Origin of the sequence: Bartonella sp. AP3QHHD (genome assembly GCF_042195765.1) — a bacterium.
Lineage (GTDB): Bacteria > Pseudomonadota > Alphaproteobacteria > Rhizobiales > Rhizobiaceae > Bartonella.
On the sequence record NZ_JBHIPC010000057.1, the window covers coordinates 1 to 12,734 of the forward strand.

The 12,734-nt window shown below is 37.4% G+C and carries 21 protein-coding genes; 15 read left to right on the plus strand and 6 right to left on the minus strand.

What is annotated here, in order from left to right:
* Nucleotides 1-484 precede the first annotated feature (484 nt).
* Together ACFIL7_RS03280 and ACFIL7_RS03285 are read right to left on the minus strand one after the other, a co-directional pair.
* Complete coding sequence (locus ACFIL7_RS03280; RefSeq protein ID WP_144755027.1) at nucleotides 485-1,540, minus strand: type I restriction endonuclease; 1,056 nt, start codon at nucleotides 1,538-1,540, stop codon at nucleotides 485-487.
* Nucleotides 1,541-1,559: 19 nt separating this feature from the next.
* Nucleotides 1,560-2,213 (minus strand): LexA family transcriptional regulator, encoded by a 654-nt coding sequence (locus tag ACFIL7_RS03285; protein WP_004856665.1) that lies wholly within the window; start codon nucleotides 2,211-2,213, stop codon nucleotides 1,560-1,562.
* Between the two features lie 95 nt (nucleotides 2,214-2,308).
* On the opposite strand from ACFIL7_RS03285, the gene ACFIL7_RS03290 reads away from it, so the two are divergent.
* The 9 genes from ACFIL7_RS03290 (at nucleotide 2,309) to ACFIL7_RS03330 (ending at nucleotide 7,248) form a co-directional block, all read left to right on the plus strand.
* Entirely contained in the window at nucleotides 2,309-2,584 is a 276-nt protein-coding gene (locus ACFIL7_RS03290) for a helix-turn-helix domain-containing protein (protein WP_375633226.1), read from the plus strand.
* Nucleotides 2,585-2,601: 17 nt separating this feature from the next.
* Nucleotides 2,602-2,970 (plus strand): hypothetical protein, encoded by a 369-nt coding sequence (locus ACFIL7_RS03295; RefSeq protein ID WP_375613947.1) that lies wholly within the window; start codon nucleotides 2,602-2,604, stop codon nucleotides 2,968-2,970.
* Between the two features lie 123 nt (nucleotides 2,971-3,093).
* The gene (locus ACFIL7_RS03300) at nucleotides 3,094-3,411 is read left to right on the plus strand and encodes a dATP/dGTP diphosphohydrolase domain-containing protein (RefSeq protein WP_375613946.1); all 318 of its coding nucleotides are present in this window, start codon (nucleotides 3,094-3,096) and stop codon (nucleotides 3,409-3,411) included.
* Nucleotides 3,412-3,419: 8 nt separating this feature from the next.
* On the plus strand, nucleotides 3,420-3,851 hold the full coding sequence (locus tag ACFIL7_RS03305; protein ID WP_375633225.1) for a hypothetical protein: 432 nt from the start codon (nucleotides 3,420-3,422) through the stop codon (nucleotides 3,849-3,851).
* A 405-nt stretch (nucleotides 3,852-4,256) separates the two neighbouring features.
* Complete coding sequence (locus ACFIL7_RS03310) at nucleotides 4,257-4,727, plus strand: crossover junction endodeoxyribonuclease RuvC (protein ID WP_375613944.1); 471 nt, start codon at nucleotides 4,257-4,259, stop codon at nucleotides 4,725-4,727.
* Nucleotides 4,717-5,847: a hypothetical protein gene (locus ACFIL7_RS03315; protein ID WP_375683356.1), complete on the plus strand. Its 1,131-nt coding sequence runs from the start codon at nucleotides 4,717-4,719 to the stop codon at nucleotides 5,845-5,847. The genes ACFIL7_RS03310 and ACFIL7_RS03315 overlap by 11 nt, the downstream gene beginning before the upstream one ends.
* A complete protein-coding gene (locus ACFIL7_RS03320) occupies nucleotides 5,768-6,217 on the plus strand; it encodes a hypothetical protein (RefSeq protein ID WP_375635175.1) in 450 nt (149 codons plus the stop codon). Before ACFIL7_RS03315 ends, ACFIL7_RS03320 begins: the two co-directional genes overlap by 80 nt.
* A 181-nt stretch (nucleotides 6,218-6,398) precedes the next feature.
* Nucleotides 6,399-6,746, plus strand: coding sequence for a hypothetical protein (locus ACFIL7_RS03325; RefSeq protein ID WP_375655533.1), 348 nt, complete (start codon nucleotides 6,399-6,401; stop codon nucleotides 6,744-6,746).
* Complete coding sequence (locus ACFIL7_RS03330) at nucleotides 6,733-7,248, plus strand: hypothetical protein (protein ID WP_375643798.1); 516 nt, start codon at nucleotides 6,733-6,735, stop codon at nucleotides 7,246-7,248. The genes ACFIL7_RS03325 and ACFIL7_RS03330 overlap by 14 nt, the downstream gene beginning before the upstream one ends.
* A 125-nt stretch (nucleotides 7,249-7,373) precedes the next feature.
* On the opposite strand, the gene ACFIL7_RS03335 is transcribed toward ACFIL7_RS03330, so the two are convergent.
* Nucleotides 7,374-7,679, minus strand: coding sequence for a BrnA antitoxin family protein (locus ACFIL7_RS03335; protein WP_273756873.1), 306 nt, complete (start codon nucleotides 7,677-7,679; stop codon nucleotides 7,374-7,376).
* A complete protein-coding gene (locus ACFIL7_RS03340; RefSeq protein WP_375612484.1) occupies nucleotides 7,657-7,956 on the minus strand; it encodes a BrnT family toxin in 300 nt (99 codons plus the stop codon). The genes ACFIL7_RS03335 and ACFIL7_RS03340 overlap by 23 nt, the downstream gene beginning before the upstream one ends.
* Before the next feature lie 194 nt (nucleotides 7,957-8,150).
* Here ACFIL7_RS03340 and ssb point away from each other — a divergent pair, with 194 nt between their 5' ends.
* From ssb to ACFIL7_RS03370, 6 genes are all read left to right on the plus strand, one after another.
* Nucleotides 8,151-8,597, plus strand: a complete 447-nt coding sequence (gene ssb / locus ACFIL7_RS03345) for a single-stranded DNA-binding protein (protein WP_375683357.1) — start codon at nucleotides 8,151-8,153, stop codon at nucleotides 8,595-8,597.
* A gap of 12 nt (nucleotides 8,598-8,609) precedes the next feature.
* The gene (locus ACFIL7_RS03350) at nucleotides 8,610-9,158 is read left to right on the plus strand and encodes a hypothetical protein (RefSeq protein ID WP_375683358.1); all 549 of its coding nucleotides are present in this window, start codon (nucleotides 8,610-8,612) and stop codon (nucleotides 9,156-9,158) included.
* 327 nt (nucleotides 9,159-9,485) lie between these two features.
* Complete coding sequence (locus ACFIL7_RS03355) at nucleotides 9,486-9,800, plus strand: hypothetical protein (RefSeq protein WP_375655788.1); 315 nt, start codon at nucleotides 9,486-9,488, stop codon at nucleotides 9,798-9,800.
* 3 nt (nucleotides 9,801-9,803) lie between these two features.
* A complete protein-coding gene (locus ACFIL7_RS03360; RefSeq protein WP_375683359.1) occupies nucleotides 9,804-10,388 on the plus strand; it encodes a hypothetical protein in 585 nt (194 codons plus the stop codon).
* Nucleotides 10,389-10,955: 567 nt separating this feature from the next.
* Nucleotides 10,956-11,702 (plus strand): antA/AntB antirepressor family protein, encoded by a 747-nt coding sequence (locus ACFIL7_RS03365; protein ID WP_375629428.1) that lies wholly within the window; start codon nucleotides 10,956-10,958, stop codon nucleotides 11,700-11,702.
* Nucleotides 11,699-11,977, plus strand: a complete 279-nt coding sequence (locus ACFIL7_RS03370) for a hypothetical protein (RefSeq protein WP_375613974.1) — start codon at nucleotides 11,699-11,701, stop codon at nucleotides 11,975-11,977. Before ACFIL7_RS03365 ends, ACFIL7_RS03370 begins: the two co-directional genes overlap by 4 nt.
* A gap of 51 nt (nucleotides 11,978-12,028) precedes the next feature.
* On the opposite strand, the gene ACFIL7_RS03375 is transcribed toward ACFIL7_RS03370, so the two are convergent.
* Both ACFIL7_RS03375 and ACFIL7_RS03380 read right to left on the minus strand, forming a co-directional pair.
* Nucleotides 12,029-12,334 carry a BrnA antitoxin family protein gene (locus ACFIL7_RS03375; RefSeq protein WP_006589112.1) on the minus strand — a complete coding sequence of 102 codons (306 nt, stop codon included), beginning with the start codon at nucleotides 12,332-12,334 and terminating at the stop codon, nucleotides 12,029-12,031.
* Nucleotides 12,312-12,578, minus strand: coding sequence for a BrnT family toxin (locus ACFIL7_RS03380; RefSeq protein WP_375613975.1), 267 nt, complete (start codon nucleotides 12,576-12,578; stop codon nucleotides 12,312-12,314). Before ACFIL7_RS03380 ends, ACFIL7_RS03375 begins: the two co-directional genes overlap by 23 nt.
* Between the last annotated feature and the right edge of the window lie 156 nt (nucleotides 12,579-12,734).

The following is a 12,734-nucleotide window of genomic DNA, read 5'->3' on the forward strand; positions in this document are numbered from 1 at the left end:
ACCGACCAATGTTTTGATCATCATCATAGACAACTAATAAAATTTCATTGGAATTAATAAGAATTGGCTTATCCATAATTTTTCCTCCCTAACGCCTCTTGGCGATTGTTCGTGTTAATGTAATTTAATCTACACCAGATCGGCTTTTGCTTCTTCGTGATATGTTGTTATAGAGGAGTATACCGTAAAGGATTATTATGGTCAAGTCATTTTATGCTAAAATGGTTTTTTATAAATGAACTTTAATATTTATTACGAATCGGTTTGAGTATTGTAGCGTTCAGTGTAGAGGCATGATACTTCCTAGTATCCCGTAAAAAAATAAATCAGTTAGCTGTATTTGAAATTTATATGCAGGAAAAATTGGGGCAGTGTGCAGACAGAGCCAATCGATGGGTAGATAACGCCGTAGTTTTTTTATAAAAACTGCGGACGAACAAAAAAACCCCGCTTCAGCGGGGCATACATAGGTTGTTAGAATATCTTATAAATATTTTTTTGCTGTTTCTCTTATTCTGTCTGCAAAATCATAAATATTATCTAGCGTTTCAATACCGACTTTTTCATCAATATCAGTATCGAAAAGGGCTAGTTGCTTATGTTTTCTGTTAAAGTGCAGTCGAACCAACGGCTTTCTGTTATTATTGTCAATTAAAATGGCGCAGTACGACTTTGCATCTCTGATAACAATACGGTCGGCAGAAATAACTTCACGCGCAATTGCCTTGACAATCATGAAGCCTTCAACTTCCTCTTCGGTCGTTATTATGGCATGTTCATTACCAATAGATGTAGCAATATTATCTTGCTTGTCGGTTTCAGTTGTTGTTTGTAAAGCGCTAGAAAGCCGACTTTTTACCGCATCAGATATTACTTCGCGAAACGCATTTTTAGTAACACCTGTGAGCATTTCTAAGACATTAGCAGTCAGGCGCCCTTCATAAACATCCGCACAAGCAACACGAACAAAACCTTCGGACGGATTTTCTATTTCTTTTTGGATGTTTTGTTTTATTCCAGATACATATTTGAGCTGCTCGGCTGTCACCAATATATTTTCAATATTAAATGCTGAGCGTTCAAACTTTTTAAGCTCTGTAAGTACCACAGTATTGTATTCTATTACATCAAAAGTAAGGAATGGCCTATTATCGAGCTTGTTTGCAGCATCAAGATCTGTGTAAAAATGAAAAAATCGACCATTTGTCAAAATCGCGAATTTAGCATTCGTTACACTAAAGTATCGATATAATTGACTTAAATGCTTTGAACTCAATTCGCAAGATATCGGTTTGCACTCAAAAAGAATACGTATCTCACCGTCTATACGGATAGCATAGTCAACTTTTTCACCTTTTTTACCAACGGCATCAGCAGTAAACTCGGGAATGACTTCAAGTGGATCGAAAATATCATACCCAAGTGCGCGCAGAAATGGTAAAACGACCGCTGTTTTGACCGCTTCTTCAGTTAACATAGTATCTGAATGATTTTTGACTTTATCAGCTATTATTTTTAAGCTCTCGTCTACTGTCCCCATTCCCGCTTCTCCTTTGTTTTCAGGGTTTTCTTAAAATCCAAAGAACTTTCCCAACTACACGAATCTCCTCTCCATCAGTTGCCCCATTTATTTTGATAGGTTCTTGATGATTGGGTTCAGTACTTTCAGGCCATAGTTCAAATCCACTAATAGTTTGACGTATACGTTTAGCTGTACGCTCAATCATTTGACCATTGAATCGGCTGCGTTCAACTATCACGAGATCGTTAGGTTCCACATTAATGCCGGCTTTTATTATGTCTACGCAAATAAGTTGATCACCATCACGAGCAATTTTGTTAAGGCAGTTGCCCTCGATTTTTAAAGCAAATTGAAAGTGAGCTGGGTATTTCGAGGTGCTGGGTACATATTCTATGTCATCAAATCCAAAATCCATATCTTCGACCGACATCCACGAGCTAGCAGCAACTTTTCCTATCACCGGTATCATTCCAATAGCATTAGATATGGGATGTATTTCCTCGTTTTCTGGGAAAAGAAGATTAAACGGCTTTACACCAAGATGTGGTGCTAACTTTTCCGCCCACTCTTTGGTTAATTTTCGCTCACCTTTTTCAAGCCGTTTTATTTGAGGTTGCGTGGTACCAGCTTTTTCAGCCAATTTCACCTGTGTGAGTCCCAAATCTTTCCTCAATTTTTTAATTATATGCATGCTCTAAACCTTACACCAAGACTGCTTATTTAACAAAGTCCATAAAGGTATTTTTTTATTGACTAAAACAGTCTTTTATGGTATTTATTTGAATTATGGAAAAATTGAAATCATATCTCACACGAAATAAACTATCTCAAGCCGAATTTGGGAAGCAAGTTGGCGTAGCACAGAGTACGATTAACAGGTATTTACGCGGCTTGCGGTTTCCTGAGCCTGAAATTGTCTTAAAGATTGAAAAGACAACCAATGGTATTGTTCGTCCCGTTGACTGGTATGTCGATTTATACCCACGCCCCTCTCTTGAAGAGGTGGGCGTGCCACTTACTACAGCTGATAACAAACACCCACAGCAGCCTTCACACTCTTAAGAAGAAAGAAAGTAAAGATGGATTATGGTTTAGCGGCAATTATTATACTTTTTACGACCAATGTAATTACGGTTTTTTGTTTGTGGGCCTATCGTAAAGTTTTTTATTTATATCGTAAAAAAGAGCAAAGCTATGTAAATGTTTTGCAAAAATCATATTATACTTTTTATATTTTGAAAGATTTAATACAGGAAATAGGTTTTCCAGAAGGCTGTACAATCGTTTTTAATAATTCTGATTGGAATTTTTCTTTTGATGAAAACAACCATTTAATAGCCAAAAATTCTTTAGGACCAGAATTGTCCATAAAGATGCATGGCGACACAAAATATTTCAAAGAAAACTCTCAAAAAATTTTTGAAAAACACAATCGGTCCAAACATTAAATGTAACGAGATGAGGCATGCAGTGTATTTTTGAATTGAGTAAGTTCATTTTTTTTAATTTATGACTAAACGCTCTGTCATAGCAAACATATAAATACGTAGAGCCTTAAGGGGGGGATAATCATGGTTTTTAAAGCACATAAGAATGACATTGGTAAACCGCGTGTTGATCTTATTCCACCGTTGACACTGATTGAAATCGGTAGAGTTTTAGAGCTTGGAGAAAACAAATACGGTGCAAGCAATTGGCGTCATGGCATGAATTGGAGCCGTTTGTATGGAGCTTCTTTACGTCATTTATTAGCATGGTTTGGTGGAGAGAATAAGGATGGCGAGAGTAATTTATCACACTTGGCACATGCGGCTTGTTGCATTCTTTTTTTAATGGAATGCGAGGCAAAACGGATTGGCCGAGATGACCGCCCTAAAAGCAAAGAATAGAGATCAGAATGAGTTCGAATGAGATTTTAATAGCGGGCTTGGTAGTTTTGGGAGCTTTGCTTGTATGCGGAGCGATGTTGCGTGTTGTATTTTATTATCGCAACAAAGTCAAAGTTCTTAAAGAGCAGGTCTTGACTTTAAAAAGCAGCATAAAAACTCTTGATGAAGAATACGCGTGGTCAAGAAGTGCATCTTCAAAGGACGTGGCAAAGAGAACTAGTGATCTGAATATTGCAATTAAAGAACGCGATAGAGCGATAAAAGAACTACAACAAAGGACTGAAGAACATGAAAAGGCATTCAGAGATGTAAGTGAAGTAGTGATGGCACTAAAAGCAGATGTTCAATCACGTGACGAGGAAATTGAAAGACTAAGACAAGAGCTTAAGCAGCGTGAAGGTGCAGTAAAAACGCCGCCTCATAAGAAGAAAAGAAAGTGAGGGAAAAAAGATGAGTGTGACAGCGATAGCTTTGGGTATTGCATTTGTGATCTTTGATTTACTTATAATCTCCTTTGTTGTCTCGGAAATATTAGACAAAAAGAACGATAAACTCCGTGAGATCATTTCGAAAAAACATAAAATTTTACACGATTTGAAAATGCATATCTTCAAGAATGGGGTGGGAACATGAATCTAGGTGAATTAGTACTCTACTTATTCATATCAATAAATGCAGTGTTTTTTATTGCAATGATGGTTTTTATACTTTTAGTTGCGCCTATTTACATAGTGTATACTTCTGCTCAACCCGTCATAAAAAAGAAGAAAATTCTTAAGGAATTAGATGCTGAGATTGAGAGTTTAAAGCACAAGATTAATGAGAAGTAGGTACTGGTGATTTAGATGTCTCATACAATTCTTTGCCTTGATCTAGGGACTAAGACAGGCTGGGCGCTTCGTGATGCAGATGGTTTTATCACAAGTGATACAGAACATTTTCAATCACGCCGTTTTGAAGGCGGTGGCATGCGTTACTTGCGCTTTAAGAAATGGCTTACTGAACTAAAGAGGTCTGTTGATGAAATTGATGCAGTATATTTTGAAGAGGTCCGCCGGCATGTGGGTACAGACGCTTCTCATGTTTATGGGGGCTTTCTAGCAACATTAACGGCGTGGTGTGAACATCATCAGATACCGTATGAAGGCATTCCCGTTGGTACCATTAAGAAAGCAATGACAGGCAAAGGGAATGCGTCAAAAGAAGAAATGATTAAGGCAATGCGTGCAAAAGGTCACGCGCCTTGTGATGACAACGAAGCAGATGCTTTGGCAATTTTATATTTAATGAAAGAAGGGGATATACATGTCCGGTAAAATACCATGGACGAGACTGTTTGCCGATAAATGGGCGGTGGTCGTCGATTATTTACCTCCTGTAGAAGGTAATATCTATATGAGATTGCGATTTCGCATGCTTCGTACTGGTGAACCTCTTTTTTGTAATATTAAAGTTTTATCTCATTACACTGGTTATTCAGTAAAGAAATTTGAGACAGCATTGAATGTTTTGCTAGAAGAGGGATACATCATTCGTTTAGAAGATGGTCGTTTATGGAATCTCGATGTTGAAGAAGAATTAAAAAATTGCAATGAGAATCTAAATAAACTTTCAGAAAAAGCTATAAAAGCTGCAAATACTAAGAAAAATAAGCATAAAGATAACTCATCAAAGAACCATGATGATGTCATGATGACGTCATCACGAGGTCATGATGACATCATGATGAAACACATTAACATAGACAATAACATATATAATAAAAAAACTAAAACTATCGTTTTAGAAAAAAAAGAAATTGGTTCTGAAAATTTAGAAACAACCGATTTGGTTGAAGAGCCAATTGAGGTTGATGCTGTTGAGAGCCAATCAGAGCAAAACGCGACATCATCAGAAAACCAACCTCTCATTCACGAGCAAGAAAACGTTCCGGAAAAAGCCAAGCGGTCAAAAGCTAATCGGGGCTGTCGATTACCGGATGATTTCGAACCCGATTACGATTTTGCAATCGAAGCGGGTTTGCCTTCAGAGCGTGTGAAAGTCGAAATTGCAAAGTTTCGAGATTACTGGCGTTCAAAAGCCGGAGCAAATGCAACCAAAATCGATTGGCAAGCAACATGGCGTAACTGGGTACGCAGGGCTATCGAGGGTTTAGAAAAAACGAAAAACACGAACAACAATGGTGGAAACAATGGAAACTTTTCAAAAGATCAAAGAACTCGCGGTGGTACCGGAGAGACAATCCGTAATCTTATCGGTGCAACACAGCTTAGTGACGCCTCTACAAGATACCGTGCAACAGATAGAGCGATGTGTAACTCTGGAATTCCCATGGACCTTGATCAATGGCAGTCAATTGACAAAAACCCTAGAGAAACAAGCTTTAGAAGCTTATCAGACTGTTCAAAACTTACTTACCTTGAAAGCATCTGTTGAAGACATAGCAGAAGCTCTTGATGTGCTTGAAGGTGGTTTGACAATGCAAAAAGTTTCGAATGCAGAAGCGCGTGCAAAGGCTTATATCGCTGCTCTTAACGGCATTTCACTCTGGTCTTTATTGCAAGCCGTTAAAAATCTTATACGTGGTGAGGCAAAAGGCATGTCCACAACATTTGTCCCCTCATGCGCTGATCTGGCGCAGTATTGTCGCGATTTAGAAAGCAGGCTTTATGGTGTTGCTGAGAAGGTTTTTATAGCAGTTGAAAATACGCGTAACCTAGCTTTAGGAGGCAAGCGCATTTCATTCATGAGAATAGGCAAGCCTAGTGAAGAGCAACATAACAGTAGCAATTCTAAAGCGGCTTAAAACAGCAAAATAGTGAAAAGTGCTGATCATTTTACGATTAGATATGCATTTAAATCGACAAAAAGGTACCATAAAAAGCGATTTAAAGATTTTACGATGAAAACCACATCCGCAATATAAAACGCTCTGTACGGTCAAATTTTAGGTAAATAGACCAATTGGTAAAAATAGGAATTAAAACATGGAAATATTAAAACGAAGATTCTTTAAAAAACGTAAACAGCCTATGCAAAAAGAGTTTGTTGCAACAGCTGTTGGTTATGTTCCTTGGGGAGACGGAGCAGAGGAGTATTTTTACAACCTCTACGAATATGAAGACGGCACAAGAGAGTGTGAAAAGTTTGATGGCGGACAGTATTATACCACACCAGAAAATGCAGATTTTAGTACCAAAGCGCAGGTGAAAGCATGGGTTTACGGTGGGAATATTCCGAAAAGCATTCTCAATTACGAACCTCTTATAGATGAGATTAACAGAGAGATCAAAAAATTATCGAAAACCGCAGGAAATAAATATGTTTACAGATAAGCAGCTAAGAGCCTTGTTTGGCATTATAACTTTTATATTTTTATGTTTTTTAGGAATTAAAAAAAATCCCTACTTTATTCAAAGTATTTTGACATTCGCATCTGTTTCTTTGGTAATAGTCACAACTGTTTTTGCAATTTTATGCAATTCCAAGATTCCTTCTGAATTGCAGAGCAACCCAAAATACAAACGCGGCAATACAACAGGTTGGGTGAAACTAACACGTGATTTACAACAGTATATGCACAGACTTTTAAAGCTAATAAGTTTAGCACTTGTCGTTTTAATTTTCCCAAATAGTTATAAGGAAACTGTTTCTTTACCTTTCATTTCTAAGTACGTGGAGTACAAGCTTTCTTTTTCATTGGATAATGTACTTTGGTACTCAGATATTGCTCTTTGGTATTCTTTTTTAGTCTGTGTATTTTTCCTTATGTTACGTACACGCAGTTTAATAAATATATCTATTTACACACTACAGTGCTCAGTTAAAAAGCTATAGTAAAATTTCCGATTTTATAAAACTGTTCAGATTACGTTGTTTCTTCTCAACGTTCATAGATGAGATCAACAAGGAGATAAAAAACTATCGAAAGCAGTTTGATACTCTTTGTAGCAGGAAAGAGATCAACGCATTGAACGAAGCATGGCGTCACGTAAAATTGCGTTAATCCGTGTTTGATATCCTTTCCCTTGACTTTTAAGCCACGCTAGAACGTCTGAATCCACACGTACTGTTGTGACAGTTTTGGTTGGTTTATAGAATGGATTGCGAACGGCGTTTTTCCAAAATGCATCATTGAGTGACGGAATATCACTATGATCAATTGCACTGTCCGGCATTGCAGCCAGCTTATCAACTTCAACTCTCTGTTTATCTGTCAAAGGTGATAAGTTACCTACATCAATTTCATAAAGAACTTTCTTCTTCATAACGTTTCCTTTCTTTCGAGTTAGCTCGCCGCGCTGAAATAATACGGATTACTTCTATACCATCTTTATCGTCATGGACAGTATGCGCCACGAGCAGCAGTAAAAAACCATCCACAAGACCCAAAGTTTGCCAACGATATTCTCCGTTTTCAATACGGTCTTGTTTAACCATGGCGAACGGGTCTGCAAAAACACGAGCAGCAATTTCAAAACTGACACGGTGCTTTCTAAGATTACTTTTCGCTTTAGCTTCATCCCATTCAAATCTTATTTTCATATCTTATGTTAATACATTTATGTATGTATTTCAAGAGTTTTAAATGAACACTGAACTATTTATGTTTTTTTGCATATTAAATATAATTTTATATGTTAAAAAACAATATTATCATTTTGAAATAATTGAAAAAATAAGCAAATCATGCTAAGATTTTCTATGTATTAAAGTACAAGTTTAAGGTAAGAAAAAACATGCTAAATAAAGTGACATTAATCGGGCGTTTAGGTGCTGATCCCGAAAGCAAAACAATGAATTCTGGAGCAGAAATAGTCAATTTTAGTATAGCGACTTCTGAGAGCTATACAGATAAAAAAACCAATCAAAAAGTAGAGAAAACAGAATGGCATTCCGTTGTGATTTTTAATCCACATTTGGCAAAAATTGCACTTCAATATCTAAACAAAGGTTCAAAGGTTTACATAGAAGGAAAATTACAGACACGCAAATGGCAAGATAAAAATGGGCATGACCGTTACACAACAGAGATTGTCTTACCACAATTCAAAGGCGAGTTGTATTTGCTTGATGCCAAAAAAGAGCAATCGGCATTCCCTTCACCCATTACTTCTCAAAATTATGCTATCGCTTCAGGTGCTCAAGATTATAGAACCGCTCTTAACGATAGCGTCCCATTCTGATTGAAAAAAAATATGACAAAAAGAAAAAAACGTGCAAAACGCGGTCGTCCTCGGATTAAAGGATGTATCAGAGAACCAAATGGACGCATCTCACGAGCAAAAACACCGCATGAACCCATGGATAAATTGGCAATTGAAATGCGTGCCAAACGCTTCTGTTTGACCATAGAAGAGGCTAAAAATCCGCTTTCCGGTACCTATATCGGACGGCTTTATCTGCAAGGTGTGATTAATCAAGATCAGTATGATGCTGCACAAAAATATCTTGAAGTGAAAAATGACTATTCGTGTGCAAAAGGTTTGCCAAGTGCTGTTTATGATAAAATGCCCTCATCTTCTGATGAGACAGCAAAAGAAAAATGGATTAAATTTGCAACAGAACAGTTTTCAAACATGCAAGAGGCTATCAAAGAAGCACAACACCTCTATAGACAGTATAATCTTTATGCCGCGATACAACATCTTGTTATAGAAAACCAAACATTACCACATCTTGTTAGTTCTTTGCGTATTGCTCTAAATGCTCTCCAGAAGTATTTTTATCCAAAAAATAAATGGTAAATGCTTTAACGTATAAACGATTTTTGGGAACGGAATATTTGCATCATTTGTTTGTAAAGCAGCATATTTAGGTAAAAAAATAAAAAAAACACAATATATTGATTTTTTTGTTGACAATATGTGAAAAGTCGTATTTAATGACGCTGCTGTACTGGTCGAATTGCGTCCAAAATTCAAAAATATCCTCTAAAAATTTAGTAAAATGTGATCTTGAAACGTGGCTAGAAAGCCCTGTTTTCTGGGTAATTCTGACTAATCTATTTTTCAAATAACAAAAATCAATAATTGACTAATGATGTCATTAATTATGACGCAAAAGGAGCAATGATGAAAGCTGTCATCACTAAGCCAATGTGTGTTGTTGGAGACAATAAAAGCACTGTTCGCTTTGAACCATCAACACCCAATAATCCATTTGTTGAAGTTTCTAATCAAGTCTACGCACGTCTCAAGCGCGCCAATGCTGCAAAACTTTTTGTTGACGTCAAGACAACAGCAAAAACAGATAAGGCAATTGAACAAATTAAGCAGATAAAACAAGAAGCCGTACAAACATCGTCTGAACCAGTGACAGAGGAAATTCCACTCGAACAGCCAAAAGCATCTAAAGCTTCCAAGTCACCTACCCCAAAAAAGGCTTAGAAGTTGAAGTTAATCATCCACCAAAAATGGTATCTTCAACAGGTGAAGGATACCTTCACCAGTCTTCAAGCACCACGCCTTAATTGGGCTCTGCGTAATGCTCTAAACACTGCAGCAAAACAAGTTGAACGCTTTACTGAAAAGCAAGTTGCAGACATCTCATCAGCCCAAATAAAGCGTATAAGAAGAGGTGTTTATATTAAAGAAAAGGCGACAGCAAGGTTTCTTGAGACAGATATCATTGGTTCTGGAACACCAATACCTCTTAAATTTTTTCAAGCAAGAGAAACAAAACGCGGCGTAACTTACACACTGTTTGGAAAGAAAGAAATCTTACCCCATGCTTTTATCAAAGGTGGGAGTTTTCCAAAGCGCGTTGAATTAAAAAAGCTGAATGGGAATGTGTTTCAAAGAGCCGATGGAGATCAATTCCCCATTGCAAAACAAAAAGGACCCTCCATTGCTGGGGTGATGTCCAAGCCAGAGATTGCAAGTACTATTGTAAAAAAAGCCAATGAAAGATTAATTGCCAACATACAGTACCAACTTGCTCGTCAAGAATATGCCGCCAATAAGAAAGCTAAATAATGTTCTTAAGCTATGTCAACACGCTACTCACTTTAATTGTAATTTTTAAAGCAGATTATCATTTGCGCTTTGGTTTTTTCCAGAAAAAATACAATAAAATCAATGCAAAAGGTACTTCCCAGCGGGTTGGGTCTGTTGCGGGGCGGACGAGCGCGAACTATCGCTAGCGACAGAATTTTCAAATCAACTGTACATTGTACACTTAACTCATTGATAAATAACAAATTTAATGTGTCCTCATATACACACTGTACAATAGTGGATTATTTTTTAGAAAAAGTTTTTTATCACTTGACAAGACAGTATCATTATATCTATTGTCGAATCAGGTGCCTAAGAAACACCTTAAAACAACTAGCGGATTGGTTGCCGAAATAACTCGTTTTCCGCAATTTAAAAGCTTTGACTCATTGTATGCTATATGCATATAATAATATTGTCGGGTGTGGTTATGCCATATAATACCCTTTCGGGGAAAGCATAACGACGGGCTAGTTGCCGTGTTTCTTAGCGCCCGGCACTCTTTTAGAGTGTCATTAAGAAACCTCTAACAACTAGGAGTTCATTATGAACACACTTATAGAAATATCAGAACAGGTTATTGATCAGGAAACTGTTCAAACTGTTAATGCGCGTGAATTGCACGCATTTTTGGAAATTACATCAAAGTTTGCAGACTGGATTAAAAATCGCATTAAAGAATGTAATTTTCGAGAAAATATAGACTTTATAGGTTTTTCTAAAAATTTAGAAAAAGGTGGGCGCCCAAGCATAGAATACTACCTCACCTTAGACATGGCTAAACACCTTTCCATGATAGAGCGTAACGATAAAGGACATGAAGCTCGTCAATATTTTATCAAATGTGAACGACTTTTGAAACAAGTAGCAACACCGCAAATAAATCTTGCCAATGCATTGGAAAATCCTCTTACGATCAAACAGCTCCTTTTAGAGAGTATTAATCAATTAGAAGACTTAAGAAATGAGGTGAATACACTCAAGCCTAAAGCAGAGGCTTTGGAAGGCTTAAAACGCTCTGATGGTTTATTCGGTCTTATTGAAGCAGCAAAGATGTTGGAAGTACGACCAAAGGATTTAACTGATTACTTGCGTAAACATGGTTGGGTGTATCGGCGTACTCCAGGGGCGCCTCTGTTACCTTATCAAGATAAAATCAAAAAAGGTTTCATGGACTGTCCTGCTATCACCATTCAAAGACCAGATGGTACAGAAAAAGTGCTCCCTTCAACAAAAATTACATCCAGAGGATTGGCATGTTTGAGAGAGCAAATCTTTGGGGGTGTGCAATGAATAGCAGTGTCGACTTCTTATGCGATTTGTGGATAGCGTTGGCTCAATTTTCCAATCATCAAAGTGTTGGAGATGAGGATTGTAACACGCTGGTGCAGGTCATGGGCGTGGTGGAAAAAGCTTTGATTTTAGAACTTCAAGATGAAGTGCCCAATTTTACAAAGATTCTGGCAGTTCTTACAGATTTCGGAGCTTCAGAGTTTCCCATGGCTATGAATCCTTTTTTGAAAGCTTACGAACCAGATTTAGAAAGCCCCATTAAAAAGGTTGCTTAACTTAAAAACAGAACTCCCCTCCCCGTTCTCAAAAATGGGGAGGTGGTTGGTTTAGCTGCCACTTGCTTTTTTTAAGACTTCACCCATACGTGTTCGCCAATCTTTTCCTTGTTTTTTAAAAGAGGCAATAACATTTGGGTCGAGACGGAGAGTAACCGCTTGTTTAGGAGATTCAACGGGTGGACGCCCACGTTTACGGCGCTCTTCTGTTACATACTTAAAAAAAGAGGCTGGTAAAACGTCTTTAGCTGGCTTTAAGCGTGCAAGTTCTTCATCTGTTAGTGGTGGGGAATCCACAGCGTCCCAGTCTTCTTTTGTATAGCCACATCCTGTTTCAAAGGTTTTTTTGATAGTCATTGAAAACCTCTCTTTCTTTTTTATTCGCTTGACGAAAACTGATAATGGATATCGCTTCATTGCCAAGCTTTGCAAAAACAATAACTGTTGTGCCATCCGCAAAATGTCCAATAGCCTTCATGCGGTTTGAATGGGTTGCATCAATAAGAGCATGTTCCCAGTCAAAGTAAATAACATCAGCAAAATCAAGCTTATGTTTAACAATGTTCAAAGCTCTTTTTGGTTCATCCCACACTATCTTCATATATTTTATGTACACGAAAAATAAAGCCTTGTCAATAATTAAAGTGTACAATAATTCGTATATACCATTCAAAATGGAGCAACTATGAATAAGAAGAATCGTAAGGGTCTATCGGTTCGTGCGTTTGCGAAGAAGATGGGTGTTTCACATAATGCA

Excerpts from the sequence above, each read along its gene's own strand:
- ssb (WP_375683357.1), top strand. The coding sequence starts at position 8,151 with ATGCTAAATAAAGTGACATTAATCGGGCGTTTAGGTGCTGATCCCGAA.
- ACFIL7_RS03280 (WP_144755027.1), bottom strand. The coding sequence starts at position 1,540 with ATGGGGACAGTAGACGAGAGCTTAAAAATAATAGCTGATAAAGTCAAA.
- ACFIL7_RS03335 (WP_273756873.1), bottom strand. The coding sequence starts at position 7,679 with ATGAAGAAGAAAGTTCTTTATGAAATTGATGTAGGTAACTTATCACCT.
- ACFIL7_RS03365 (WP_375629428.1), top strand. The coding sequence starts at position 10,956 with ATGAACACACTTATAGAAATATCAGAACAGGTTATTGATCAGGAAACT.
- ACFIL7_RS03350 (WP_375683358.1), top strand. The coding sequence starts at position 8,610 with ATGACAAAAAGAAAAAAACGTGCAAAACGCGGTCGTCCTCGGATTAAA.
- ACFIL7_RS03300 (WP_375613946.1), top strand. The coding sequence starts at position 3,094 with ATGGTTTTTAAAGCACATAAGAATGACATTGGTAAACCGCGTGTTGAT.
- ACFIL7_RS03310 (WP_375613944.1), top strand. The coding sequence starts at position 4,257 with ATGTCTCATACAATTCTTTGCCTTGATCTAGGGACTAAGACAGGCTGG.
- ACFIL7_RS03305 (WP_375633225.1), top strand. The coding sequence starts at position 3,420 with ATGAGTTCGAATGAGATTTTAATAGCGGGCTTGGTAGTTTTGGGAGCT.
- ACFIL7_RS03330 (WP_375643798.1), top strand. The coding sequence starts at position 6,733 with ATGTTTACAGATAAGCAGCTAAGAGCCTTGTTTGGCATTATAACTTTT.
- ACFIL7_RS03325 (WP_375655533.1), top strand. The coding sequence starts at position 6,399 with ATGGAAATATTAAAACGAAGATTCTTTAAAAAACGTAAACAGCCTATG.
- ACFIL7_RS03315 (WP_375683356.1), top strand. The coding sequence starts at position 4,717 with ATGTCCGGTAAAATACCATGGACGAGACTGTTTGCCGATAAATGGGCG.
- ACFIL7_RS03370 (WP_375613974.1), top strand. The coding sequence starts at position 11,699 with ATGAATAGCAGTGTCGACTTCTTATGCGATTTGTGGATAGCGTTGGCT.
- ACFIL7_RS03285 (WP_004856665.1), bottom strand. The coding sequence starts at position 2,213 with ATGCATATAATTAAAAAATTGAGGAAAGATTTGGGACTCACACAGGTG.
- ACFIL7_RS03290 (WP_375633226.1), top strand. The coding sequence starts at position 2,309 with ATGGAAAAATTGAAATCATATCTCACACGAAATAAACTATCTCAAGCC.
- ACFIL7_RS03355 (WP_375655788.1), top strand. The coding sequence starts at position 9,486 with ATGAAAGCTGTCATCACTAAGCCAATGTGTGTTGTTGGAGACAATAAA.
- ACFIL7_RS03380 (WP_375613975.1), bottom strand. The coding sequence starts at position 12,578 with ATGAAGATAGTGTGGGATGAACCAAAAAGAGCTTTGAACATTGTTAAA.
- ACFIL7_RS03375 (WP_006589112.1), bottom strand. The coding sequence starts at position 12,334 with ATGACTATCAAAAAAACCTTTGAAACAGGATGTGGCTATACAAAAGAA.
- ACFIL7_RS03295 (WP_375613947.1), top strand. The coding sequence starts at position 2,602 with ATGGATTATGGTTTAGCGGCAATTATTATACTTTTTACGACCAATGTA.
- ACFIL7_RS03340 (WP_375612484.1), bottom strand. The coding sequence starts at position 7,956 with ATGAAAATAAGATTTGAATGGGATGAAGCTAAAGCGAAAAGTAATCTT.